A 23,989-nucleotide genomic window follows, 5' to 3' on the forward strand; every position below is an offset into this window, starting at 1 on the left:
AGCTAGTGTTTATCTAGCTATTCTTCCTCCCGCACGCGCAAAACAATTGAGCCGGTGGTCTTGCGCTCTTGGAGGTCGCGGTGGGCCTGAGCGGCTTCTGCAAGCGGGTATTCTGCAGATACGCGGAAGTCAAGCTCGCCGTCGATAACCGCCTGCACCACGGCCTGAGCGCGCATCTGGAACTCGCCTTCTTGGGAGGTCCAGGCGCCGAGTGAGGGGCGGGTGAGGAAGATGGAGCCGTGCTTATTCAGCAGCTGCGGATCCATGGGCGGGACTGGTCCCGATGCGGCGCCGAAGAGCGCCACAGTACCGCGCGGGCGCACGACTTCGAGGGACTCGCCGAAGGTCGCCTTGCCGACGCCGTCGTAAACCACGTCAACCCCACGCCCACCGTTGTGGCGGCGTACCTGTTCGGCCAGGCCACTGCTGTAGCGGAAGACACAGTCAGCACCTGCGCTATAGGCCAGCTCTTCTTTCTCATCGGTGGAGACCACTGAGTAAACGGTGGCGCCGAGGGACTTGGCCATCTGCGTAAGGACTAGGCCGACGCCGCCCGCACCGGCGGTAATCAGGCACGATGCGCCTTCCCCAAGCTGATATACACCGTGAGTGAGGTAGTGTGCCGTCATGCCTTGGAGGAGCATAGACCCTGCGACAGCGGACGGGATCTCATCCGGGACGGCCACCACGCGGTCGCGCGGCACACAGACCTGCTCGGCATAGGAACCGAATGCGTGATCCCAGGCAACCATCGTGCCCGGGGCGATCTCCCCCTGGGGATCGTGCACAACCCGGCCGGTGCCTTCGAGGCCGAGGATGAAAGGCACAGAGGCGTTGTAGATGCCTTCGCGGTAGTAGGTGTCGATGTAGTTGACGCCGGCCACGGAGACGTCGACAAGCAACTGCTCCTGCGATGGCGTGGGGGAATCTACCTCGGCGTAGGTGAGGACCTCAGGCCCTCCGGTCGTGGTCACCTGAATAGCATGCATGGTGTCTAGGCTAAACGAGATCCCGGCCCCCGCGCAGCAAAAGCGCCGCCTTCCTCCTAGCGTGGTGGGGAAGACGGCGCTGTGAGCACCTACCGGGTTGCCCTAGCTTTGGGTTGCGGAGCTGCTTTCGACACCAGGTTGAGTAGCGCTGGAGGAAGCAATTTCAGTGGTGCGGACGCGGCGCAGTCCATGCGCCCACAGTAGGGCGGTGAAGGCCGTAACCACCGAGGACATGCCAACGTGGAAGGGGACTGTCCAGCGTGGAATGTGCAGGTAAAACTGCGTTACGCCAAGAGCCCATTGGATGACGATGCAGGCAATGAGCACCCAGCCGTCCTTCCTGGCCGCCTTGGGCGCACCAGTGCGGTGAAGGAGGAAGACCACGATGAGGGTCAGCGCCAAGTAGACGTACATGCAGATAGCGTGGATGACGGCCATGCCATAGGTATCGACTCCGAGGCGTCCCTCCATGCCCACGCCAGCGTCGCCGGAGTGTGTTCCGGAGCCGGTGACAAAGGTACCGGTCAGCAGCACGATGGAGAGCGCTACCGCAGCAACGACCGCGAGGGTGCGCACGGCGGCAGGGAAGAGGCGAGTAGGGGTTCCGTCATCGGGTTCGTTGATGCGGGAGAACAGCATGGCCGCAATCCACACCAGGGCCATAGAGGGGAGGAAGTGAATTGCCACGCTCCACCAAGAAAGCTTCAGCACGACCGACAGGGCGCCAATGAGTGCCTGCACGAAGATACCTGCGAGCCCCGCCCAAGCATAGACCTTGAGCTCCTTGCGGCGCTGCGCCTTGTGAACGGCCACGATGCTGGCGATGGCCGCCGCCGCAACAACAAAGGTCAAAAGCCGGTTACCGAATTCAATGGCTTGGTGCAGCATGGGGGCCGCGCCTTGAATGGGGACGAGGGAACCGGGGTGGCAGTTGGGCCACGTCACGCAACCAAGGCCGGAACCGGTCACGCGGACGATGGAACCCGATACTGTAATGCCAGCCTGACAGATTAAGAGGACGAGTGCGATAATGCGCTGTGTCTTCAGCGAGGGGCCTGCAGGATTTGTAGCAGGCGCAGGGGTGCGTTGAGAAGAAATGTTGGCAGTACTCACGGGTACTCAGCCTACCGTTCGGCACCGCTCCGGAACCAAAATCAGTATGTGCGTCACGCCGTGCAAGGGAGAAGAATCACTTTTAGCCCTCGAAGCGGAACCAACGCACCGCTGCAAACGACGCTACCGCTGACCAACCGATGAGGACGAGGATCTCAAAGACAGGGAATGCTCCTTTAAGAGCGATGTCGAGCCCACCGGCCATCGCCACAGTGGGCACGAGCGTGAGCACCCCATTATCGCCCAGACCCTGGGAATACATCACCCAGCCGACGGTACCGAGCAGAATGAACCAAATGAGGTTGGACACCGCCAGGACAGCTTCTGAACTGAGGGTCCCGCCGAGCAGCAAGCCGAGCGCTGTAAATGTGGCGACACCAAACGCCAACACCACCACGCCGATGGCGGCACCGCCGGCAGTAATACGCAGCCCGAGGATGGCAGCTGCTGTGCCCAGTACAAGGACCTGAAGTACCACCATTGAAAGAACGCCAAGGATCTTTCCCACCACGATGGCCCAGGCCGGAACTCCTGATGCGCCCGTTCGTTTGAGCGCGCCATAGCGACGGTCGAAAGCCAGAGAAATAGCTTGGCCGGTAAACCCAGAGGATGTAGCGCCGACGGCCAGGACCATGGGGAAGATCTCCTCTACGCCGTGGCCCGTACTGTCCTGCATCTTGGCGGCGCCGATCAGGATAGCGAGCGGAATGATGATGCTCAGTAGCTGTTGCTCGCCGTGCCGCAGCATCAGCTTTGACTCGATTGCCCCTTGGGCACGGGCCATGGCGGCAACGCCAACGCGCTGCGGATTCGGGCTGAATGTGCCGGGTGCGAAGGTGCTCATGGAGCTTCTCCTTGATCAAACAAAGTGGTAGGTGTCAGATGCGGGCTAACTGCGCATCTCGCGGCCGGTGAGATCTAGGAAGACCTCTTCGAGGTTTCGGTGCGAGGTTTGCAGGTTGCGGAGGACAACGTTGTGCGCGGCTAAGAACGTGGCGAGCTCTGCGATGACCTCTGGGCTGACCGAAGAGGTAAGGCGGTAGTGGAGGGGGCGGGTAGCGTCGGCGGAGATGCCTGCCTTACGCAGCGCCTCAAGGTCCACTGGAGTCGCGGTCTCAAAACTCACCTGAGGGATATCAGCGGAACTCGTCAGCGACGCTGCGGTGCCGCTGGCGACGAGCCGGCCGTGATCAATAATGACCACGCGGTCGCTGAGTGCTTCCGCTTCATCCATGAGGTGCGTGGTGAGGATGACTGTCACGCCATCTGCACGCAACGCATGGATGAGATCCCACACGGCAAGGCGCGATTGCGCGTCCATACCTGCCGTGGGTTCATCGAGGAAGACCAATTCTGGACGTCCAATGATGGCCAAGGCGAGAGATAGTCGCTGTTGCTGCCCGCCCGACAAACGGCGGTAACTATTCTTTTCCACCGCGCGCAGCCCTAGGGTATCCAGTAGCCATTCCGGGTCTAAAGGATTGTCGTTATAGGAGGCGCTAAGTTGCAGCATCTCCTTAACCTTGATTCCGGAATAAGAACCTCCGCCCTGCAGCATGATGCCAATGCGGGCGCGCACCGCGTCAGGGTTGCGTGCAGGGTCAAGCCCCAGAACCTCAATGTGGCCGGAGGTGGGTTTCTTAAATCCCTCACACATCTCGATGGTGGTTGTCTTGCCCGCACCATTGGGGCCAAGCAGACATAGAATCTCGCCGTAATTAGCGCGGAAGCTCAGCCCATTTACCGCGTTGACGTCGCCATAGGTCTTTATGACGTTTTCTAGGATGAGAGCCGATTTAGTCACGGGCAGTTAGTTTAAGACACGCACGCCCGCTCGACGCAACGCAACCCACCCCGCAGCGATCAGTGCTACGAACGTCACCGCAGCGGCCAAGTAGATAACGAAGACCGTGCCTGGGGGCAGGCCTAGCCCGCGCGGTAGGACGATGAAGCTCATCAACCCGGAGTAAATCATTACCGCCATACGGAAGAAGCGCCGGTTTGCCCACGCCGCGAGCGGCAGCACCGCCCACAGGATGTACCAGGGCTGGACGACTGGGAAGAAAACCACGAGCGCGAAGGTGGACACACCGAGTCCGCCCACCGGGTGGATGGCTCCGCGGAAGGTCGCATACAGCATGCGGAGCATAAAACCGGCGGCAATGATGACGCCGACAGTGCGGGTGACGCTGAGAATGGCCTCGGTGTGATCACCCAAACCCAACAGCATCCCGAGGAAGCCGGCGCCGACGCCCACGGAGGTCGTCGCAGAGAGCCAGGAACGGATCGTAGCCGCGCCGCCTTGACCAAAGATCCATCCAATATCGATACCCGTAATTATCGTGACTGCCGCAATAGAGACGGCGAGCAGAAGCAGCTGGGCTAGACCGGCGCCAAGGACCGCCCGTACGGCGGGCACACCGTGCTTGTCGACGAGCCTGCGAGCAGCCGCCATACCGACAAACCCAAGTCCAATGAAGCCGGTAACCTTCACCATGCCGGCGCACGAAATGAGGACGCCAGACGCGATGAACAGTGCCCATGCCCGCCAGCGAGCGGCGTGGGAATCGTTGACAGCCCGAAGACCCAATTCCACTCCGACGAGAGCCAGCCCCAGCATGAAGGATTCATTGTGAATGCCTCCTACCAGGTGAAGGATGGTCAAGGGGTTGAGGATGCCGAGCCAGAGTGCTGCCTCCGGCGCCACGCGGCAGCGGGTGGCGAGACGTGAAATGGCCCAGCCAGCAGCGATGATGCCGACGAGGGAAAACACTCGGTGCAGGACTACACCCCAGATGATGGAGTCGTGGGTGAGCCAGCTGACCAATGCGGCCAGTCCTAACGCCACAGGGCCATACGGGGAGGGGGAGTTTGCCCAGATGAAAGGGACGGAACGGGCAAGGTCGTTATCGGCACCCAGCAGTTCGACGGGGCCTGCGGAATAGGGATCGAGGCCTTGCAGCACGATGGATCCGTTGGCCAGGTAGGAGTAGATGTCTTGGGTGAAAAGGGGAGCGGTGACCAGTAGTGGAAGTACCCATCCCAGCCAGGTTCGCCACATTTGGCTTTGCGTCAGCACTCGGGGGGAGTGGCTAAACCTCGTATCTTCCCCGTCGCCCGTTGTCCCTGGATTATGTTCGGCCTTGCGCAGGCGCAGTGGAGCTCCCACGAGTGGGGCCATACAAATCCACGCGGTCACCATGAAGCCGACACCGATAAACACGATGGCGGAGGAAGACTGCAGCATTCGTGACATGAGTGAACCGAAAGGCAAGGACTCATACGGGTTTCCCACCACTGGGAGCGCGCCGGCGCCCAAGCCGCCGAGTGCAATGAGCAGTGCGCCGATCGTGCCGAGCCAGCGAAGCGTGAACAGTGTACGCAGCTGGGAGATGGTGCGGCGGTGGGCGTCGCCAAGCGCGGCGTGATCTGCTCCCTCGGCGGAGTCGGGGAAGTCTTGGTGAAGGAGCGCGGAACGGGAACCAGGAACACCCATGCGGGGAAGCTCATCGCGCACGCCCCAGATGACGCGGGGCAGCCGCCCCGATCGGGTGTAGTCGCGTTCCATATTCATGACTGTCTACCTTAGCGGCTCAGTGGTGAGCGGGAACTAGCTGCCCGCGACACGAAGGAAAGAGTGGAAATTGGGAATGAATTAAGGAACACTAGTGTTGTCTAAACAGGGAATGATTCACTTAAGGAGGTGTGCACCGTGACGAAGGAGTTACCCAGGGAGACTCGCTCGACCGAGGGCGATACTCGCCGCCACGTCATGTTGTTGCTTCTCAAGGACGGCCCGGTGACGGCGTCGTACTTAGGTGAACGCCTAGGTCTCTCTGCAGCCGGCATACGCCGGCACTTAGACATTTTGGTGGAGGAAGGACTCACCGAGGTTGTACACCGCCGCCCAGCAGCCCGCCCCGGGCAGTCGGCAGGCCGTGGTCGCCCCGCCAAGCACTTTCGCCTCACGGATCAAGGCCGTGCCCAATTCGGGCATGCCTATGACCAACTGGCTGCGGAAGCACTCACCGCGTTGCGGGAAGCGGGAGGGCCCGAGGCGGTCCGGCGCTTTGCTAAGGCCCGCTTCGAGCGGCTCGTGGAAGACGTGACTCCTTTGGTAGAGGAGGAAGAATCCGTACCTGAGGTGGCACGCCAGCTGGCCGCTGTGCTTGATGCACACGGCTACGCGGCCACGGTGACATCGGTGGGAAATGGAGTGCAGATTTGCCAGCACCATTGCCCGGTGGCCCATGTGGCTGCTGAGCATCCGGAGTTGTGTGAAGCAGAACAAGAAGTTTTCTCCGCGCTATTAGGCAAACACGTGCAGCCTTTGGCCTCCATCGCGGATGGCCACGGAATCTGCACCACGAATATCCCCTTAAAACCTGTCCCGCCGTCTGCGGTGGAACGGGAAAAAGACTAATCAACATAGAAAGGAGCGGGCTTTGACACAGGCACAACCAGCACCAGGGCTTGAGACCAAGATGAGCGATGATGAGATCATCTCCTCCATCGGTGGATATGACTACGGCTGGCACGATTCGGACGCGGCCGGCCAGGCAGCACACCGAGGTTTGAGCGAAGACGTCGTCCGCGATATCTCGGAGAAGAAGAACGAGCCGGAATGGATGCTTGAGTCCCGACTCAAGGCACTGCGCGTTTTCAACAAGAAGCCGGTGCCCACGTGGGGCCCGGATCTCTCCGACATCGACTTTGACAACATTAAGTACTTTGTCCGCTCCACTGAGAAGCAGGCCCAAACCTGGGATGACCTGCCATCAGACATTAAGGAGACCTACGACAAGCTGGGTATCCCGGATGCCGAAAAGAAGCGTCTTGTCTCCGGTGTTGCCGCCCAGTACGAGTCTGAGGTGGTCTACCACAAGATTCGTGAAGACCTCGAAGCCCAGGGCGTTATCTTCGTCGATACCGATACCGCTGTGCGCGAGTACCCGGAGATCCTCCAGGAGTACTTCGGCACGGTCATCCCAGCCGGTGACAATAAGTTCTCCGCGCTGAACAATGCCTGCTGGTCTGGCGGCTCCTTCGTCTATGTGCCAAAGGGCGTCCACGTGGACATCCCGTTGCAGGCTTACTTCCGCATCAACACGGAGAACATGGGTCAGTTCGAGCGCACCCTCATCATCGTGGAGGAGGGCGCCTACGTCCACTACATCGAGGGCTGTACCGCGCCGATCTACAACTCGGACTCACTGCACACCGGTGTCATCGAGATCGTCGTGAAGAAGGGCGGCCGCTGCCGCTACACCACCATTCAGAACTGGTCCACCAACGTCTATAACTTGGTGACCCAGCGCGCCAAGGTGGAAGAGGGCGGCACCATGGAATGGGTCGATGGCAACATCGGTTCCAAGGTCACCATGAAGTACCCCTCCTGCTGGCTGACCGGCGAGCACGCTAAGGGCGAGGTTCTCTCCCTGGCTTTCGCGGCGGACAACCAGGTGCAGGACACCGGCTCCAAGATGGTCCACATGGCGCCGAACACCTCCTCCAACATTGTGTCCAAGTCGGTGGCCCGCAATGGTGGCCGCGCCGCCTACCGTGGTCTGGTGCAGGTCAACGCCAATGCCGCCAATTCCACGGCCAACGTCGAGTGTGACGCGCTGCTAGTGGACAATAACTCGCGTTCGGATACGTATCCGTACAACGATATCCGCAACGACCACGTCACCTTGGGCCACGAGGCGACCGTCTCGCAGGTCTCCGAGGAGCAGTTGTTCTACCTCATGTCCCGCGGTATCGCCGAGGAAGAGGCCATGGCGATGATCGTGCGCGGCTTCGTTGAGCCGATTGCAAAGGAGCTCCCCATGGAATACGCATTGGAGCTCAACCGTCTTATCGAGCTGCAGATGGAAGGATCGGTGGGCTAAGTGGTAGCTTCCAACGAATTTAATCCTGCTGACGTCACCAAGGGTGACCAGTTCACATCATTCAACGTGGAGGACTTCCCGGTCCCGCATGGCCGCGATGAGGTGTGGCGCTTTATTGCCCTGCGCAACCTGCGGGGCCTGCACAACGGTGAGTTTGCGCCGGCAACCGCGCAGAAGATCGACGTCACCGCTCCGGAAGGCGTGACCTCCGAAACGGTTGCGCCTGACGACGAGCGCTTGGGCACCGCTGGCGCACCTGCTGACCGCGTTGCTGCACAGGCCTGGACTTCCATGCCGGAGGCACAGGTTGTCACTGTGGGCGCTGAGGCACAGTTGGACCAGCCGGTGGAGATCACCATTACCGGTGCTGGTGAGGGCGTGACCTCCTTTGGTGCGACCTCCATCCACGTGGGACACCACGCCGAAGCCACCATCGTGCTGAAATACGTCGGCTCCGGCACCCACGCGGACAATGTTGAGTTCGTGCTGGGCGACGGCGCCCACGTCACCGTCGTCGTTGACGCCGATTGGGAAGATGACGCCGTCCACCTGTCCCACCAGATCGCGAAGGTGGGCCGCGACGCCGTCCTGCGCCACAACACCGCCATCTTCGGCGGCGAGATTGTGCGCCTCGTTCCGCGCGTGGTTTTCGACGCCCCGGGCGGCGATGCCGAGCTGCTGGGCGTCTACTTCGCCGATGCCGGCCAGTACTTTGAGAACCGTCTGCTCGTGGATCACGATGTGCCGAACTGCCGCTCCCGCGTTTTCTACAAGGGCGCGCTGCAGGGCGCTACGTCCGCGCAGAAGGCCGAGGCTGGCTCCGCTTCCCGCACCCCGGAGGCCCGCACCTGCTGGGTCGGTGACGTGCTCATCCGCAAGAACGCGAACAACACGGACACCTATGAGACGAACAACAACCTGATTCTCACTGAGGGCGCGCGTGCAGACGCCATCCCGAACCTGGAGATCCAGACCGGTGAGATCGTCGGCGCCGGCCATGCCGCAACTGTGGGCCGCTTCGATGACCTCGAGCTGTTCTACCTCATGTCCCGCGGCATTCCGGCCGCCGAGGCACGCCGCCTCATCATCCGCGGCTTCTTCTCCGAAGTCATCTCCCGCATCCCGGTCGAGTCCCTGCGCGAGGAACTGGAATCCCGCGTCGTCGACGAGCTCGCCAAGATCAACGCTTAAAACTCCCCGAAAGCAGGTACCAACTCAATGTCTACTCTGGAAATTAAGAATCTCCACGCGCAGGTGCTCCCCAACGAGGAGGACGGCGAGCCGAAGGAGATCCTCAAGGGCGTCAACCTGACCATCAACTCCGGTGAGACCCATGCCGTCATGGGGCCCAATGGCTCCGGCAAGTCCACCCTGTCCTACGTCATTGCCGGTCACCCCAAGTACGAGGTTACTGAGGGCGAGGTGCTCCTCGACGGCGAAAACATCCTTGAGATGGAAGTTGATGAGCGCGCCCGCGCTGGCCTCTTCCTCGCCATGCAGTACCCGACCGAGGTGCCGGGCGTGAAGATGTCGCAGTTCATGCGCTCTGCCGTGACCGCTATTCGTGGCGAGGCCCCGAAGCTGCGCGAGTGGAACAAGGAGCTCACGGAAGCTCGTGAGAAGCTCTCCATCGACAAGTCCTTCGCCCACCGTTCCGTGAACGAAGGTTTTTCCGGCGGTGAGAAGAAGCGCCACGAGGTCATGCAGCTGGACATCCTCAAGCCGAAGTTCGCAGTCATGGATGAGACCGACTCCGGCCTGGACGTCGACGCCCTCCGCGTGGTTTCCGAGGGGATTAACCGCTACCAGGAAGAAACCAAGGGCGGCATCCTCCTCATCACGCACTACAAGCGCATCCTCAACTACGTCGTCCCAGACTTTGTCCACGTCTTCGCAGACGGACACGTCATCAAGACCGGTGGCGCCGAGCTGGCTGATCAGCTTGAGGCGGACGGCTACGAGCAGTTCCTCAAGTAGAACTCATCAGGCTGCACACACCACGTACGCAATCGATAAAGAACCGAGCACAAGGACCTATGTCTGAACTAGACGTTAATGCGATCAGGGAGCAATTCCCCATCCTCTCGCGCACCGTGCGCGACGGTAAGCCACTGGTGTACCTGGATTCGGGTGCGACCTCGCAACGTCCCCTCCCGGTGTGGAAGGCTGAGGAGGAGTTCGTACTCGGCACCAATGCGCCGGTGCACCGCGGCTCCTACCAGTTGGCGGAGGAAGCCGATGACGCGTATGAGTCCGCCCGCCAGGCCATTGCCGCTTTCGTTGGCGCGGACCGCGATGAGATTTCCTTCACCAAGAACGCCACTGAGGCGTTGAATGAAGTCGCCTACGTGCTTAGCGATGAGCGCGCGGGTCAGCTTTATGTCGGCGAGGGCGATACCGTCGTCGTCACCGAATTGGAGCACCATGCGAACTTGGTGCCATGGCAGGAGCTGTGCCAGCGCACTGGCGCGACGCTGAAGTGGTACTCCATGACTGAGGACGGCCGCATTGATCTTGATTCGCTCGAGCTCGATGACTCCGTCAAGGTCGTGGCTTTTACCCACCAGTCCAACGTGACGGGAGCCGTGGCCCCCGTCGAGGAACTGGTGCGCCGTGCCCGCGCTGTAGGCGCGATGGTGGTTCTGGACGCATGCCAGTCCGTTCCGCACATGACGGTGGACTTCCACGCTCTCGACGTGGACTTCGCTGCGTTCTCTGGGCACAAGATGTGCGGCCCAACCGGCGTCGGTGTGCTCTACGGCAAGGCGGAGCTGCTGGCACAGCTGCCGCCCTTCCTTACTGGCGGTTCCATGATCGAGGTGGTCAAGATGGAGGGCTCGACCTTTGCCGAGCCGCCGACTCGCTTCGAGGCCGGAACTCAGATGACCAGCCAGGTCGTTGGTCTGGGGGCCGCGGTAAAGTTTTTGAGCGAAGTGGGCATGGAGGCCATTCACGCCCACGAGCAGAAGCTCACCGCATTGGCTTTGGACAAGCTTTCCGAGATTCCTGGTCTACGCATCATCGGCCCCGAAAACACCGAGGATCGCGGGGGAGCGGTCTCCTTCATCGTGGAGGGCATCCACCCGCATGATTTGGGCCAGGTGCTTGATGCTCATGGAGTGTCCATCCGAACTGGTCACCACTGCGCGTGGCCACTGCACCGCGCGTGCAAGGCTAATTCGACCGCACGCGCTAGCTTTTACCTGTACAACACTGAGGACGAGGTCGACGCCCTCGTAGAGGCGGTGCGGGCTGCCCGTGCTTTCTTTGGAGTGAGCGAATGAACCTAGATTCCATGTACCAGGATGTGATCCTGGACCACTATAAGAACCCGAAATTCTCCGGCCTGCGCGATGGCCAGGCTGAGGTTCACCACGTTAACCCCTCGTGCGGCGATGAGATCACGCTGCGCGTGAAGCTGTCGGCCGACGGCAAAACTGTGGAGGACGTGTCCTACGACGCTGAAGGCTGCTCCATCTCGCAGGCTTCGACCTCCGTCATGGCGGAAGAAATCGTAGGCATCCCGTTGGAGGAGGCCAACGCCAAGCTCGAGGAGTTTGACCGCATGGTGACTTCCCGCGGCGAAATTGAGGGAGACGACGAGATCATTGGGGATGGCGTCGCTTTTGCCGGCGTGGCCAAGTTCCCTGCCCGTGTTAAGTGCGCGCTGCTGGGGTGGAAGGCCTTCCAGGCTGCCACCGCGCAGGCGCTGACTGAATTGGAGAAGTAGATGGCGGATACCACTAACGATAGCCAGCCGACCGACCCGTATCAGGACGAGAACGCCTCCTTCGCCGGCGGCGGAGTAAAGCCTGAACAGACCGAAGAGCAGATTGCCAAGGCATTCGACATCACCGAATACCTCCGGGACGTCATCGATCCGGAGCTGGGCATCAACGTTGTTGACTTGGGCCTGGTCTACGACCTCTGGCTCGAGGACATTGACGGCAAGAACACCTGCGTCATCAACATGACGCTGACGTCCCCGGCGTGCCCGCTGACTGACGTCATTGGTGAGCAGATCGACGACGTCGTCGTGGGCAACAAGCTTGCCGACGCCGTCCAGCTCAACTGGGTGTGGATGCCGCCGTGGGGCCCGAACATGATCACCGAAGAGGGCCGCGAGATGCTCCAGGCCCTCGGCTTCGCGGTCTAATCGTTTCGCTGCCCCACAGTGGGCAAGGACGCCGGATCCAGCGCCGAGGAGATGATATCGACGGCTTCTTCTTGGGTTGTAGCGGACTGAAGGCGAACGCGGAAGTCCTCCTTCATGATTGCCCGTGCCAGCTTGGAAAGCAGTTTGAGGTGTTGCTTGCCGGCGTCGTCTGGCACGGCAATGAGGAACACCATCGTTGTGGGCTCCTCACCCTGTGCCCACGTGATTGCTTCGGAAAGACGTGCAAAAGCCAAGGTAGGAACCTTCACGCCAGCTGAACGGGCGTGCGGGATCGCCACGCCATGGCCCACGCCGGTAGAGTGCTTCGTCTCGCGCTCAAGAGCCGCTGTGAGCACCGCAGAAGGATCAGCAAGGCGAGGAGAAACTAGCCGCACTAGTGCTTCGATGGTTTCGTCGCGAGTACTGCCCAGACTGTGGTCGAGGCTCACCGTTTCGATAGACAGCAGTGGTTGTCCCAGATGCGAGCTTTCCGCCGCGTTTGCTGAAGCTTTGTCCGCAGCGCCCTGGTCGCTCTTGCTCTCATTCTTCTCTGTCGTTTTCTTATGCTGAGTAAGTGCGATTAATAGGAGCATGACTGATGCACAGACGACAACGCCAATAAGCAATGCCACGAAGAAGCCCGCGACGTTGTCGACAGCACCGAGCACTGCGACGATGGGGCCGCCGTGCATGACATGGTCTTTAACTCCGAATGCGCCTGCTAGACCACCGGCAACCGCACCGCCGATGACGTTCGCCGGAATGACCTGCAGAGGGCGTGCAGCGGCAAGGGGAATTGCGCCTTCCGTAATGCCGAATAGCCCCATGAAAAGCGCGGCGATACCGGCGTCTTTTTCGGCCTTATTAAACCAGGCACGGCGGGCAAGGGTGGCAGCGCCCACCGCCAATGGCGGTACAGCGATAGCGGTAGCGGCCATTCCCATAGGGGCTGCATTACCAGCGGCAATCATGCCTCCACCAAAGAGGAACGCTGTCTTGTTGAAGGGGCCGCCCATGTCAAACGCGATCATCGCTCCGATAACGAGGCCAAGCACAACGACAGAGGAGCCTTGCATTCCTGCGAGGTACTCGGTCATGGCTTCAAATGCACCAGCTATCGGTGAGCCGACCAGGTAAATGAAGATAAGACCCACAATGAGGGTGGTGAAAATCGGGATAACGATGATCGGCCAAATCGGGGCGATGTATTTGTTCACCGGAATCTTCTTGATCCCTAGCGCCACATAGCCGGACAGGATGCCGGTGACGATACCTCCTAAGAACCCGGCACCGGCTTCAGATCCGTAGAGTGATCCAGTCGTAGCGATGAGGCCAGTAATCAGACCAGGCGCCAACCCAGGACGGTCCGCAATGCCCACTGCGATATAGCCGGAAAGAATCGGCACCATGAGTGAAAAGGCCAAACCACCCAGCTCGTTCAGCGTATTCCAGAAGGAATCCTCGGGAATTGCAAGGCCTTCGGGCGTCGGGGTTCCTCCAATTGACAGTGCTACTGCGATGAGGAGACCGCCGGTCACCACGAACGGGATCATGTGGGATACGCCGTTCATCAGCGCTTTATAGAGGGTCTGTCCCACGGCGCGCGCGCCATGGGCACTGCCGGAGCTGTCCTCGCGCTGAGATCCCTTCGGCTCTTCGGCAGAAAGCTTTTCTTCCCATTTCGACGCGGACAGCGAACGGCGGAGGAGCTCCTTTGGGTGCTTAATAGCTTCATCGACGCCCGTTGCTGCCAAGCGCTTGCCGCGGAAACGATCCTTGGCAATCACAGTGTCGGCGCCAATTACGATGGCATCGGCTTCTTCGATGTCCTTAGCGCTAAAGGTGCCTTCGACACCGATTGAGCCGTGGGTCTCAACTTTGATCCGGTAACCAAGTTCCGCGGCAGCGGCCTCGAGGTTTTCAGCCGCCATGTAGGTATGCGCAATACCAGTTGGGCAGGCGGTAATCGCGAGGATTAATGGCGGTTTCGATGTGGCTGATGTACTCATGAAGTCAATGTAGGCACATCTTTCATCTTGTATAGGTCAAGCGCGCCGAATCCGGGCCACGAATTCCCAGACGACTTATCCTCCGTACCGTTAGCTTTACGTCGATCAGCGCCCTGCCGCTGGTTCGGGTTTAACTGCCCTGGTTGCTAGACTGTTTCGACGTGATTGTGACCAATGATTTCGAGGTGCGCGTGGGCGCACGCACGCTTCTCGACGCCCCCGGCCAGCACCTCCGTGTACAGCCGGGTGACCGCATCGGGCTGGTCGGCCGCAACGGCGCGGGAAAGACCACGACGATGCGCATCTTGGCGGGGGAGACCGAGCCTTATGGCGGTTCGGTAACGCGCTCTGGCCCCATTGGTTACCTGCCGCAGGATTCTCGCGAGGGCAACATCGAACAGACCGCGCGTGAGCGCGTGCTCTCTGCGCGCGGCTTGGATGAGATCAAGCAGCGCATGGCCAAGCAGCAGGAGCTCATGGAGACGGCCACGGACGACAAGTTCCGCGATAAGGCCATCCGCAAGTTCTCCCGCTTGGAAGAGGAATATCATTCCCTCGGCGGCTACGAGGCGGATTCCGAGTGCGCGCAGATCTGTGACAACCTTGGCCTCCCGCAGCGCGTCCTAGATCAGCAGCTCAAGACGCTCTCCGGTGGCCAGCGCCGCCGCGTGGAGTTAGCGCAGATTCTTTTCGCGGCGTCAGCTGGCTCCGGCAAGTCCCAGACCACGCTGCTTCTCGACGAGCCCACGAACCACCTCGACGCAGATTCCATCACCTGGTTGCGCGGCTTCTTGTCCAAGCATGAGGGCGGACTCATCATGATCTCGCACGACGTGGACCTGCTCGAGGCCGTCTGCAACAAGGTCTGGTTCCTCGACGCCGTGCGCGCCGAGGCGGATGTCTACAACATGGGCTTTAAAAAGTACCTCGATGCCCGCGCGACCGATGAGGCCCGCCGCCGCCGTGAGCGCGCCAACGCGGAGAAGAAGGCGGCCGCCCTGCACAAGCAGGCCGCAAAGCTCGGCGCTAAGGCGACGAAGGCCGCAGCAGCTAAGCAGATGCTGCACCGCGCTGAGCGCATGATGAACGAGCTCGATGACGTGCGTGTGGCCGACAAGGTTGCCCACATCAAGTTCCCGGAGCCGGCTCCCTGCGGTAAGACCCCGATGAACGCGAGGGGCCTGACCAAGATGTATGGCTCGCTCGAGGTCTTCGCCGGCGTGGACTTGGCCATTGACAAGGGCTCGCGCGTCGTCGTGCTGGGCTATAACGGTGCCGGAAAGACGACCCTGCTGAAACTGCTGGCCGGCGTGGAGCGCACCGACGGTGAGGGCGGTATTGTCTCCGGCCATGGTTTGCGCATCGGCTACTTTGCCCAGGAACACGACAACATTGACCCAGACAAGACCGTGTGGGAAAACACCATCGAGGCTTGCCCCGATGCAGGCCAGCAGGATTTGCGTGGTCTGCTCGGCGCCTTTATGTTCTCCGGGGACAAGCTGGAGCAGCCCGCCGGCACGCTCTCCGGTGGCGAGAAAACTCGACTTTCTCTGGCGACGCTGGTGTCCTCGCGCGCAAACGTGCTGCTTCTCGACGAGCCCACGAACAACCTCGACCCCCAGTCCCGCGAGCAGGTTCTCGATGCGCTCGGTACTTATACCGGAGCCGTGGTTCTGGTAACCCACGATCCAGGCGCGGTAAAGGCCCTCAACCCAGAGCGTGTCATCATCATGCCCGACGGCGACGAGGATCTGTGGAACGACGAATACATGGAGATCGTTGAGTTAGCCTAGGGGGGTGTTCCTATATAGGTTGTCAACCTAGCGGGTGGAGAAATTGGGGGCGGATTCTCTCTGCGGGGTTGTTTGGTCGTGTTGTTTTCGGGCATGGCTGCTAGCCGACTGGGATTTTACCCGGTCGGCTATCTTTACTCTTAGTGTCTAGGCTGCTAGGTCTTCCTGTGATGGTGCGGGATCGTGGTAGTGCTTGTGGTTGCGCATCATGGCGTAGAGGACGTTGAGCCGTCTGCGGGCTAGTGCTACTACTGCGGCGTTGTGTCTCTTGCCTTCACGGCGCTTTCGTTCATAGAATTGCCGGGAACGCTCATGGAATCTGATGGATGCAAAAGATGATTGCCATAGGGCGTTCTTTAATTTTTTATTGCCAGCTCGGTTCAGTGAGTTCGACATGATCGAGGTCCCGGACTGGTTTGTCCGAGGTGATAAGCCAGCGTAAGAGGCTAGGTGCCCAGCTGTCGGGAAGTCGGTCATGTCGCCCGCGGTCATGAGAATTTGTGCTGCCGTCTTTGGTCCGATTCCTGGCATGGATAGCAGGATTTGAGTGTGGGGGATGTCGTTGATGAGCTCGATGACTTCCTGCTCGATTTGTGTGCGGTGCTCGAGCTTTAAAAGCGCGTCCTTCGCCGACATTGCTACGCCCATTTCGGCATAGTGTGCACCAGCAATGGCAACTGTTTGCTCAGAGATGGCAGCGAAAATGGCATCGAGGACAGGTTCAGGATTGCGTGCCTTATAGCGTCGAGCGAAGGCAGTTGCCTTGGCCTTTCCGAGGCGTTTTATCTTGGTCGGTCCGCCGTAGCGTGCAAGTAGGTGCAGAACCCACTTGCGGTGAATTATCTGACCGCGAAGGGCCTGTTCGAATTGCGGGTAGCAGCCTACTAGTGCACTTCGAATCTGATTGATGAGCCTGGTGTAGGAGCGCGCTAAATCTTCGTCGATACCGTTGAGGACCTTCAACTGGAGGAAGGCTTCTTCGACGCGGTCGACGCTGCGGAGGGATTCCGGAAGGTTCTTTGCAGCGTGGGCGATGATATAGGCGTCCCGGATATCAGTTTTGGCATTGCCAGCGTGGATGCGCGAGAGTTGACGCATAGCCAAACCGGGAAGGTAGCGCACGTCGATCCCGAGTTCTTGAGCAACCGCGACAGTTAGTCGACCAATGTTATTGGGCTGGTCCACGACGACAAGGACCTTGTGGTCGTGTGCGCTGAACGCTGAAAACAGTGCGCGCAGGGATTTTTCGTTTTGGTTGATGCGCTTAGATAGCACCTGGGTGCCGTCGATATCTAAGACGCAAGCGTGGTGAAAGTATTTACCGACGTCCATGCCGATGACATAGTCGTAGGTCATGCCAGACCTCCTAGCGAATTGAATGAGTATGGGACTTATTTCATCGCTGGTGGTCGGACATACTTCACGCTGGCATCCACATTACTTTGAGACCTCGCACATTCTGTGCGGGTCAGGTTCCTATTAGCAGTCTGGAGTATGCCACTGCCTTCGGCGGCATCACCCCCCCGGATCATTTTCAGACAGGGACGAAAACAAGCCATACCGAAGCCAGCGACTAGTTCCACTGCCCCAAGGCAGAAGGAACGCAGACAAACATAACCTGCCCCAGCATGGGGCTAGGAGTACGAATCCTGAGTTCCTTCAAGCGGAACTGCCAACAACGTAATGGGGGCTAGCTCCTAGCCCCAGAATCGGCAACGGCAACGCTCTATGTTCTTCTGGTCACCGTGGTACTTCGTGGCCTTCCATAAAACCTATAGTGCGCTAGAATCGGGGGCACACTCACGCACCGCTCAAGGCTCTTTTCTTGGGTCCTTCCGGCATCCCACGCACAAGGGTCTAGTAGCGCTACGACCCCAGCCGTGCTGCAGCAGGAGAGGACTGAAGCCATGAGCCACACCGATACCCTCGATTCTGTCATTGAACCACTGCTTACCGGTTTGGTGAGCAAGCGGCCTGAAGTCCGTGTGGACTGGGCCTTTGCCGAGCTTAAGGAAGGTATTGAGTCAGGTCAGTGGGATGGCCACATCGACCAGGTCCGGGATCGCCTCACCGGTTACCTGCGCACGGACAAGGTGTGGACCAAGGTCATGGCCGCGCGTTTACTCACTGTTCTCGCTGAGTCTGGCCACTGTCATTACGAGGACTATCTCACCTTCCGCGCATGGTATGTCACTGAAGAAGACACGCGTGGCGTAGTCAAGGACATCGGACACGTCATGGCGGTCGGCTACGGCGCGGACTACGTGGAAACCTGCGTGCGCATGGGGATGATTCCTGCCGTGGAAGGCGCGGCAATTATTTCTTGCCGCCTGCGCGTCCCAGGGGGAGTGTGGCACGACGATGAGGCAGAACGCTTAGCGCGTGCTGCGTGCACGGCGATTGCTAAGAGCACCTCGCCGCACATTCTAGAAATATGGACTGAGCGCCTGAGCAATACAGTCCTCAACGAGGGAGTGCGCAATGGTAATCGCGCGGTAGTGGAAAACTTCGCCCGCTTTCTCACTGCCACAGCGCACATGGTGCGTAGTGAACCCGAGAAATGGGGAATCGACGTTGACCGCGCGCAACTAGCACTACCTCTAATAGCGGAACTCGAAGAGAAACTTCGCAACGCCGGCGCATAAGTATTCTCTTTCCACCAGTGAAAGCGCCATTTAATGTTCGCGCGCAGCACTAAAGAAGCGCACCCTATCAACCTCCATCGGCTGGGGCCGCTGCCAGGGATAGCGATCCGGAGTGGCCATAACAGGCGCGCTCAGCTGCAGGAGGGTGTCCGTGCCTGCGGGGCCGCCTACTGTCAGCTCGCCATCGCGTATTTCGATCTCTGAGGCAAAACTGCGGTCAACGCTCTTATTCTGCACAATGGCAGTTGGTATCTCAGCGAAGACAGTTCTTCCGCGCCGCAAAACGGTAACATCGTCGGATATATAACTGGGGCGAATGCGCTCAGCGGCAATCAACCCCCACACGAAGATGATGGCCCACAGTGACAGCAGTAGCGCCACAACCCGCACCACACCTGTGGGGAGAATCAGGTGGACGACTACCATTTCAACCACCAACACCGCGGTGACAAAACCAAGTATTTGCAGCCTGCCCGGAGGGTGGGGAAGTGCCTGAGCACCGGCAGGCAGCAAAGTCTCGCCGCGTATCCAAAGCCACAAATCGCGGTAGAGGCTAAGTTCATACTTTGCCAATCGGAATCCAGGATGCTTTCCCAGGAATCTCCATATCCTATCCATGTGGCGCTCCCGCCAGTGCCGCGAGCGCTCTGCCCTGTGCACCAGTTGTCGGTGCATCGGTGGCGCTCAGCGGGACCTTACCTGGGCGCAACGTAGGATAGATTCCCCGCATGAGGCCGCGTTCGCCTAAATGCTGCAGCTTGGCGACGATTACCGCGACCCCGCGATCATTCGGGGACAGGGTACCAAGTTCACGCCACAGCGATTCAACGTCGCGGAGGACTCTCAAGCATTCGGCGTCTTCAAGGTTCTCGCGCAATTGTTGCCAGGTTCGTTTCGTTGCGACACCACACAGCGCCATCAGATCCCAAGAATCAAGCTCGAGCTGCAGCATTGCGGGATCATGGATCGCCTCTTTGAGTGATTCGCGGATGTCTCGTGGAGTCCCGTTGGGTGCTTGGGCAAGGGCGCGTAAGCGTTCACGTTGGTTCTTGAGCCGAGCGATGCGATCGTCGAGCACGCCGCATGAACGATCGATAGCATCCGGCAGATTTACGTCGGCGACGGGGACTCCGGCGTCGATAAGCGCACGCGCGCGCAGCACCGAAGCCAAGTCAGAAACAGAATAGTCGCGGTAGTTCCCGCTGGTGCGGGCGGGTTCAGGGACCGCGCCCGTCTCGTGTAAATGTCGTACAGAACGAACTGAGCATCCAGCGACCGCGGCGACGTCCGATATCTTCATAGGACAAAGCTAAACCCTCACATAGTGTGAGGGTCAAGTGCTTGGTGAAAACTAATCCGAGTTGCTGAGGCTTTTAGTTTCGGAATCCGTGTACCGGCGCCGGGATAAAGCCACCGCGGTTGATGAAGGTGGAGTTGCCCACCTCATTGACCGGAATGACCGGAGCGTAGCCCAGCAGGCCGCCGAAGTTGACCTCATCGCCAGCCTTGGTACCAGGGGCGGGGATAACGCGCACTGCGGTCGTCTTATGGTTCATCACGCCAATGGCGGCTTCGTCAGCAATCATGCCGGCAATAGTCTCCGCGGAAGTATCACCCGGAATGGCGATCATGTCCAAGCCCACCGAGCAGATAGAGGTCATGGCTTCCAGCTTGTCGATGGAAATAGCGCCGGTGCGCACCGCATCGATCATGCCCTTGTCTTCCGAAACCGGGATGAAGGAACCGGACAGACCGCCCACGCGGGAGCAGGCCATCATGCCGCCCTTCTTCACGGCGTCGTTAAGCAGTGCGAGGGCTGCCGTCGTTCCGTGTGTGCCCACCTGATCCAAGCCCATGTGCTCCAGGATGTGCGCGACGGAATCTCCCAGTTCCGCGGTGGGAGCGAGGGAGAGGTCGATGATGCCAAAGGGAACACCGAGGCGCTCCGAGGCCATCGAACCAACGAGCTGTCCGGCACGCGTGACCTTGAAGGCGGCCTTCTTGACCTCCTCGGCAACCTCATTAAGGGTGGCACCCTCCAAGGATCCGAGAGCACGGTCGACAACGCCAGGACCAGACACACCGACGGAGACAACGCAGTCCGGTTCCTCGATACCGTGGAAGGCACCGGCCATGAAGGGGTTATCGCCCACGGAGTTGGAGAAGATCACGAGCTTGGCACAGCCGATGGCGCTGCGGTCCTTGGTGAGTTCGGCAGCTTCCTTGATGATGCGTCCCATCTGCGCTGCGGCGTTCATGTTGATGCCGGCGCGCGAGGATGCGATATTCACCGAGGAACACACCAGGTTGGTCTCAGCCAGCGCTTCCGGGATAGAGCGGATGAGTGTCTTCTCCGCGGTGGTGGCACCCTTTTCAACCAGTGCGGAGTAGCCGCCGACGAAGTTAACACCTGTCGTCTCAGCGGCGCGATCCAGTGCACGGGCGACGTCGACCGGGTTTCCTTCGACGCCAGCCACGATAAGTGAGATCGGTGTGACGGAAATACGCTTGTTGACGATCGGGATGCCGAGCTCGGCCTCGATCCCTTCGCAGACTTCCACGAGCTGAGCCGCCCGGGTGGTCACGCGATCATAAACGGCCTCTGCGGTAGCTTCCATGGTGGAGCGCGTGCAGCCGAGCAGCGAAATCCCCATGGTGACGGTGCGGATATCGAGGCGGTATTTCTCGATCATCTCGATGGTGTCGAGAATACTGACGGTGTTGAAGCGATTAAGCATGACTGATTTTCGCTCCTAAATCTCATTCATGGCGGTGAACAGTGCTTCCGACTGCACGCGAATGGATTGTTTGATGGACTCACCGACGGTATTCATCCGCTCCTGAATCTGCTGGATGCTGACCTCATTCTCATCGAATTCGACGCGCAGGATCATCGTGAAGTACCCAGACATGAGGGTCTGAGAGACGTCAACGATGTTGATCTTGAGCTCAGCGAGGGCGGTGGAAACGGCAGAGATAATTCCGGTGTTATCAACACCGGTAACAGTCATGATGGCGATCATAGTTTGATTGTAGCCCGTGGGTTTTTCACGCTGCCCTGGGGTCATGCAGGATAGCGAGCCGGCGCGTACGGTGGCGCACATGACTGATACGACAACAACTGCACGCAAGAAGGTTCTGTACATTGGCGGCCACGGCAAGGTTGGGCTTTTGACGGCGCCCAAGCTTGTCGACGCCAACCTCACCGTCCATTCCCTCATCCGCAACCCGGACCAGGTCTCTGATATTGAGGCCCTCGGTGCCACCGCGGTGGTGCGCGATCTCACCGAGCTTTCTGTTGAGGACTGGGCAGAGCTTTTGGCTGACTATGACGTCGTCGTGTGGGGCGCCGGAAATGGTGGCCGTGCTGGTGCGGAGGTGACGTGGGCGGTCGACCGTGATGCGGCGCTGGCATCTATTGCGGGTCTGGAAAAGCTTTCTGCCGAGGGCAAGAACACTCCCGCCTACATCATGATTTCCTACATGGGTGCCACGGAGAACACGACCGATCCTGCGGATGAGAAGTGGTACGCCTACGTGGAGTCGAAGAAGGAGGTGGACAACAAGCTCAACTCCACCGACCTCAATTACCTCATCCTTGGCCCGGCAGCCCTGACGGAGGAGCCTTCGCGCGGCATCACCGTGCTAGATAAGGACGCAGAGCGCACCGGTAAGCTGACAACCTCCCGAGAGCTTGTCGCTGAGGTGGTCACCGAGGTCGCCGGCCGCGAAAGCTTCCCGACTTCGCCGCTAGAGTTCATCGATGGCGATGGCAGCGTGAAGGATATCTAAAATCGAGCGGATGCCGCCGCGTCAAGCGCGGCGATGACCTGCTCTCTGCTCAGTTGGTGGTGGAGGCTCGCATAACGAAGTGGCTTTGTGGACAGGTGGGCCGCGATATACCACCCTGTGGGGTGCTTGAACGTCGCTTGGCTTTGGAACCGTACCACGGCCACACCCTGCTCCCGGAAGGAGCGGGGAGAAGTGTGGGACTCAAACTCATCGCTGATGATTTCTTGAACTGTGCCATCTGGAAGGAAAATGCGCACTTTCGCCTTGTAGTAGTACTCGGTGGGATCAGCGTGCGGCACGTGTCGACCTGTTTGCCAGATCTCACTAAGCAGCGCGGGATAATACTCGATCCACCCATTTTCCGACGCCGTCCGTAGGCGGCGAGCACCCCACGTAGAGCTCCGAATTGCTCGAATGTTCCGACCGGCCGCCACGACGAGGAAGAGAACAAAGACCGCAACGGCCAATCCCTGCCATCCGGAACTAATAGACATATCTTCGCCGATAAAGGCTGATAGTGCGATAGCTAGGCCCACTACCGCCGTGATGAGGTTGTTCCGTAGACTTCGCCATTCAGGTGCGGCCCCGCCTGGGAGTGGCCCAGCCGCTGCGATCGCGCGAGCGATGCTAGATGTGCTTGATCTCAAGTTCGGGGCGGACACAGAACTCCGAGTGCGGGGAATGAGTCTCTCGGAGTAGTGGTGTTCCGGGAAGTCGAATGGTGCTAAAGCGTGGTCAGACATTCTTATCACTAACTTCTTACCCAGTTCCGCTCTGCAAAAGACAGTGCTGCTTCAATGTTCTTTTGGCGCAGACCATTGTGCAGTTCTGGCTGCGGTTTATCTGCATCTACCCGGTATCCCACTACACCCCATCCGTTGTTGTGGTTGAAGTCCACGGTGGCGACGAGGGGACCGTCGGCAAGCAGCCGGCCACGCAGCTTCAGCCAGTTCGGGTTTGGAGCAATGAATTCCTCGGTCATGCTTTTCGTCAATGAGCCGTCCGGCTGCAAGATCAGTATCGGGGCGGTGTAGTAATAGTCGGTCTTGTCGTCGTAATCAACGCGGCGCTTATAGGTCAGCTCGCCGATCAGTGCGGGGCGGTACTCGATCCAGCCATTCTCCCACGCGGTGCGAAGCCTTGTTGTGGAACCCAAGCGCCCCCGCAAAATCAAGATTCCAACGAAGACGAACACGAGGGCTACAGCTCCAGTGATAAGGCTGGCTATCGGAATATTCCCAATCGTTCCTCCGGCTCCGGGAAACAGGACTGATATAAAGAGCGTGTGAGCCACCGAGAAGAGTAGCGCTGAACCGCCAATGAAGATGAAAAAGGAAGCAACGATGACCATGCCGAGATTGGATTGGCCGATCGGAGACCCGACGCTATTAATAGCCTCGCGGATGCCGCTGCGATCCATGTTTGGGTTGGGGTGCTGATCGTGATCCTTCAAATCCTTAGGCGCGAGGGATCCTGCACTTGAAGAAGGAAGCTTCAGCGGAGTGCGGGGCAGCTGCAAAGGCGAGTGAGTCATGGATCACAGCTTAATGGTCGTGGTCTCCATTTTCTCGGTGACCATCGGCGGCTGGGGACTAGCCCCC

23 protein-coding genes are annotated in these 23,989 nt (G+C 59.6%); 10 read left to right on the forward strand and 13 right to left on the reverse strand.

Annotation, left to right across the window (positions count from 1 at the left end):
• Positions 1 to 17: 17 nt before the first annotated feature.
• From M5J06_RS02235 to mptB, 5 genes are all read right to left on the reverse strand, one after another.
• Positions 18 to 989: a quinone oxidoreductase family protein gene (locus M5J06_RS02235; protein WP_070596572.1), complete on the reverse strand. Its 972-nt coding sequence runs from the start codon at positions 987 to 989 to the stop codon at positions 18 to 20.
• A gap of 102 nt (positions 990 to 1,091) precedes the next feature.
• Positions 1,092 to 2,102 carry a COX15/CtaA family protein gene (locus tag M5J06_RS02240; protein ID WP_250223853.1) on the reverse strand — a complete coding sequence of 337 codons (1,011 nt, stop codon included), beginning with the start codon at positions 2,100 to 2,102 and terminating at the stop codon, positions 1,092 to 1,094.
• Positions 2,103 to 2,184: 82 nt separating this feature from the next.
• Positions 2,185 to 2,946: an ABC transporter permease gene (locus tag M5J06_RS02245; RefSeq protein WP_070524271.1), complete on the reverse strand. Its 762-nt coding sequence runs from the start codon at positions 2,944 to 2,946 to the stop codon at positions 2,185 to 2,187.
• Between the two features lie 45 nt (positions 2,947 to 2,991).
• Positions 2,992 to 3,912, reverse strand: coding sequence for an ABC transporter ATP-binding protein (locus tag M5J06_RS02250; RefSeq protein ID WP_437177581.1), 921 nt, complete (start codon positions 3,910 to 3,912; stop codon positions 2,992 to 2,994).
• Positions 3,913 to 5,676: a polyprenol phosphomannose-dependent alpha 1,6 mannosyltransferase MptB gene (mptB, locus tag M5J06_RS02255; RefSeq protein ID WP_250223856.1), complete on the reverse strand. Its 1,764-nt coding sequence runs from the start codon at positions 5,674 to 5,676 to the stop codon at positions 3,913 to 3,915.
• 198 nt (positions 5,677 to 5,874) lie between these two features.
• On the opposite strand from mptB, the gene M5J06_RS02260 reads away from it, so the two are divergent.
• Genes M5J06_RS02260 through M5J06_RS02290 form a run of 7 tightly spaced genes read left to right on the forward strand, consistent with a single transcriptional unit; the run spans position 5,875 to position 12,149 of the window.
• Complete coding sequence (locus M5J06_RS02260; RefSeq protein ID WP_154736555.1) at positions 5,875 to 6,525, forward strand: helix-turn-helix transcriptional regulator; 651 nt, start codon at positions 5,875 to 5,877, stop codon at positions 6,523 to 6,525.
• Positions 6,526 to 6,547: 22 nt separating this feature from the next.
• Positions 6,548 to 7,993 (forward strand): Fe-S cluster assembly protein SufB, encoded by a 1,446-nt coding sequence (gene sufB / locus M5J06_RS02265; protein ID WP_070532920.1) that lies wholly within the window; start codon positions 6,548 to 6,550, stop codon positions 7,991 to 7,993.
• Positions 7,994 to 9,184, forward strand: a complete 1,191-nt coding sequence (gene sufD, locus M5J06_RS02270) for a Fe-S cluster assembly protein SufD (protein ID WP_250223857.1) — start codon at positions 7,994 to 7,996, stop codon at positions 9,182 to 9,184.
• Positions 9,185 to 9,211: 27 nt separating this feature from the next.
• Positions 9,212 to 9,970, forward strand: a complete 759-nt coding sequence (gene sufC, locus M5J06_RS02275; protein ID WP_070524257.1) for a Fe-S cluster assembly ATPase SufC — start codon at positions 9,212 to 9,214, stop codon at positions 9,968 to 9,970.
• A gap of 59 nt (positions 9,971 to 10,029) precedes the next feature.
• Entirely contained in the window at positions 10,030 to 11,277 is a 1,248-nt protein-coding gene (locus M5J06_RS02280; RefSeq protein ID WP_070532914.1) for a cysteine desulfurase, read from the forward strand.
• Positions 11,274 to 11,723, forward strand: a complete 450-nt coding sequence (sufU, locus tag M5J06_RS02285; protein ID WP_070524255.1) for a Fe-S cluster assembly sulfur transfer protein SufU — start codon at positions 11,274 to 11,276, stop codon at positions 11,721 to 11,723. The genes M5J06_RS02280 and sufU overlap by 4 nt, the downstream gene beginning before the upstream one ends.
• Positions 11,724 to 12,149 (forward strand): metal-sulfur cluster assembly factor, encoded by a 426-nt coding sequence (locus M5J06_RS02290; RefSeq protein WP_070524254.1) that lies wholly within the window; start codon positions 11,724 to 11,726, stop codon positions 12,147 to 12,149. It abuts the gene before it with no gap.
• Here M5J06_RS02290 and M5J06_RS02295 read toward each other — a convergent pair.
• Positions 12,146 to 14,158, reverse strand: coding sequence for a fructose-specific PTS transporter subunit EIIC (locus M5J06_RS02295; RefSeq protein ID WP_239248646.1), 2,013 nt, complete (start codon positions 14,156 to 14,158; stop codon positions 12,146 to 12,148). The two genes, M5J06_RS02290 and M5J06_RS02295, sit on opposite strands and share 4 nt — an antisense overlap.
• A 161-nt stretch (positions 14,159 to 14,319) precedes the next feature.
• Between M5J06_RS02295 and M5J06_RS02300 the strand changes: the two genes are divergently transcribed.
• Positions 14,320 to 15,951, forward strand: a complete 1,632-nt coding sequence (locus M5J06_RS02300) for an ABC-F family ATP-binding cassette domain-containing protein (protein WP_250223858.1) — start codon at positions 14,320 to 14,322, stop codon at positions 15,949 to 15,951.
• Positions 15,952 to 16,098: 147 nt separating this feature from the next.
• Here the strand turns inward: M5J06_RS02300 and M5J06_RS02305 are convergent, their stop codons facing one another.
• A complete protein-coding gene (locus M5J06_RS02305; RefSeq protein WP_005297392.1) occupies positions 16,099 to 17,307 on the reverse strand; it encodes an IS110 family RNA-guided transposase in 1,209 nt (402 codons plus the stop codon).
• Between the two features lie 551 nt (positions 17,308 to 17,858).
• On the opposite strand from M5J06_RS02305, the gene M5J06_RS02310 reads away from it, so the two are divergent.
• Entirely contained in the window at positions 17,859 to 18,596 is a 738-nt protein-coding gene (locus tag M5J06_RS02310; RefSeq protein ID WP_250223859.1) for a DUF2785 domain-containing protein, read from the forward strand.
• Between the two features lie 30 nt (positions 18,597 to 18,626).
• Here the strand turns inward: M5J06_RS02310 and M5J06_RS02315 are convergent, their stop codons facing one another.
• The 4 genes from M5J06_RS02315 to M5J06_RS02330 form a co-directional block, all read right to left on the reverse strand.
• Positions 18,627 to 19,169, reverse strand: a complete 543-nt coding sequence (locus M5J06_RS02315; RefSeq protein ID WP_230307856.1) for a hypothetical protein — start codon at positions 19,167 to 19,169, stop codon at positions 18,627 to 18,629.
• Positions 19,170 to 19,206: 37 nt separating this feature from the next.
• Positions 19,207 to 19,896: a MerR family transcriptional regulator gene (locus M5J06_RS02320; RefSeq protein WP_154761970.1), complete on the reverse strand. Its 690-nt coding sequence runs from the start codon at positions 19,894 to 19,896 to the stop codon at positions 19,207 to 19,209.
• A gap of 73 nt (positions 19,897 to 19,969) precedes the next feature.
• A complete protein-coding gene (locus M5J06_RS02325) occupies positions 19,970 to 21,334 on the reverse strand; it encodes a PFL family protein (RefSeq protein WP_070564503.1) in 1,365 nt (454 codons plus the stop codon).
• A gap of 15 nt (positions 21,335 to 21,349) precedes the next feature.
• Positions 21,350 to 21,619, reverse strand: a complete 270-nt coding sequence (locus M5J06_RS02330; protein ID WP_070524521.1) for an ACT domain-containing protein — start codon at positions 21,617 to 21,619, stop codon at positions 21,350 to 21,352.
• A gap of 79 nt (positions 21,620 to 21,698) precedes the next feature.
• Here M5J06_RS02330 and M5J06_RS02335 point away from each other — a divergent pair, with 79 nt between their 5' ends.
• Complete coding sequence (locus tag M5J06_RS02335) at positions 21,699 to 22,388, forward strand: SDR family oxidoreductase (protein WP_250223860.1); 690 nt, start codon at positions 21,699 to 21,701, stop codon at positions 22,386 to 22,388.
• Here the strand turns inward: M5J06_RS02335 and M5J06_RS02340 are convergent.
• Together M5J06_RS02340 and M5J06_RS02345 are read right to left on the reverse strand one after the other, a co-directional pair.
• Positions 22,385 to 22,882, reverse strand: a complete 498-nt coding sequence (locus tag M5J06_RS02340; RefSeq protein WP_246816444.1) for a hypothetical protein — start codon at positions 22,880 to 22,882, stop codon at positions 22,385 to 22,387. The two genes, M5J06_RS02335 and M5J06_RS02340, sit on opposite strands and share 4 nt — an antisense overlap.
• Before the next feature lie 257 nt (positions 22,883 to 23,139).
• Positions 23,140 to 23,922, reverse strand: coding sequence for a hypothetical protein (locus tag M5J06_RS02345; RefSeq protein WP_250223862.1), 783 nt, complete (start codon positions 23,920 to 23,922; stop codon positions 23,140 to 23,142).
• Positions 23,923 to 23,989: the final 67 nt, after the last annotated feature.

The organism is Corynebacterium intestinale (assembly GCF_023574125.1).
GTDB classification, from domain to species: domain Bacteria; phylum Actinomycetota; class Actinomycetes; order Mycobacteriales; family Mycobacteriaceae; genus Corynebacterium; species Corynebacterium hesseae.

Coding starts and splice junctions, on each gene's coding strand:
- M5J06_RS02290 (WP_070524254.1), top strand. CDS start 11,724: ATGGCGGATACCACTAACGATAGCCAGCCGACCGACCCGTATCAGGAC.
- mptB (WP_250223856.1), bottom strand. CDS start 5,676: ATGAATATGGAACGCGACTACACCCGATCGGGGCGGCTGCCCCGCGTC.
- sufU (WP_070524255.1), top strand. CDS start 11,274: ATGAACCTAGATTCCATGTACCAGGATGTGATCCTGGACCACTATAAG.
- M5J06_RS02330 (WP_070524521.1), bottom strand. CDS start 21,619: ATGATCGCCATCATGACTGTTACCGGTGTTGATAACACCGGAATTATC.
- M5J06_RS02345 (WP_250223862.1), bottom strand. CDS start 23,922: ATGACTCACTCGCCTTTGCAGCTGCCCCGCACTCCGCTGAAGCTTCCT.
- M5J06_RS02310 (WP_250223859.1), top strand. CDS start 17,859: ATGAGCCACACCGATACCCTCGATTCTGTCATTGAACCACTGCTTACC.
- M5J06_RS02320 (WP_154761970.1), bottom strand. CDS start 19,896: ATGAAGATATCGGACGTCGCCGCGGTCGCTGGATGCTCAGTTCGTTCT.
- M5J06_RS02335 (WP_250223860.1), top strand. CDS start 21,699: ATGACTGATACGACAACAACTGCACGCAAGAAGGTTCTGTACATTGGC.
- M5J06_RS02340 (WP_246816444.1), bottom strand. CDS start 22,882: ATGTCTATTAGTTCCGGATGGCAGGGATTGGCCGTTGCGGTCTTTGTT.
- M5J06_RS02295 (WP_239248646.1), bottom strand. CDS start 14,158: ATGAGTACATCAGCCACATCGAAACCGCCATTAATCCTCGCGATTACC.
- M5J06_RS02305 (WP_005297392.1), bottom strand. CDS start 17,307: ATGACCTACGACTATGTCATCGGCATGGACGTCGGTAAATACTTTCAC.
- M5J06_RS02260 (WP_154736555.1), top strand. CDS start 5,875: ATGTTGTTGCTTCTCAAGGACGGCCCGGTGACGGCGTCGTACTTAGGT.
- M5J06_RS02325 (WP_070564503.1), bottom strand. CDS start 21,334: ATGCTTAATCGCTTCAACACCGTCAGTATTCTCGACACCATCGAGATG.
- M5J06_RS02245 (WP_070524271.1), bottom strand. CDS start 2,946: ATGAGCACCTTCGCACCCGGCACATTCAGCCCGAATCCGCAGCGCGTT.
- sufC (WP_070524257.1), top strand. CDS start 9,212: ATGTCTACTCTGGAAATTAAGAATCTCCACGCGCAGGTGCTCCCCAAC.
- M5J06_RS02280 (WP_070532914.1), top strand. CDS start 10,030: ATGTCTGAACTAGACGTTAATGCGATCAGGGAGCAATTCCCCATCCTC.
- M5J06_RS02235 (WP_070596572.1), bottom strand. CDS start 989: ATGCATGCTATTCAGGTGACCACGACCGGAGGGCCTGAGGTCCTCACC.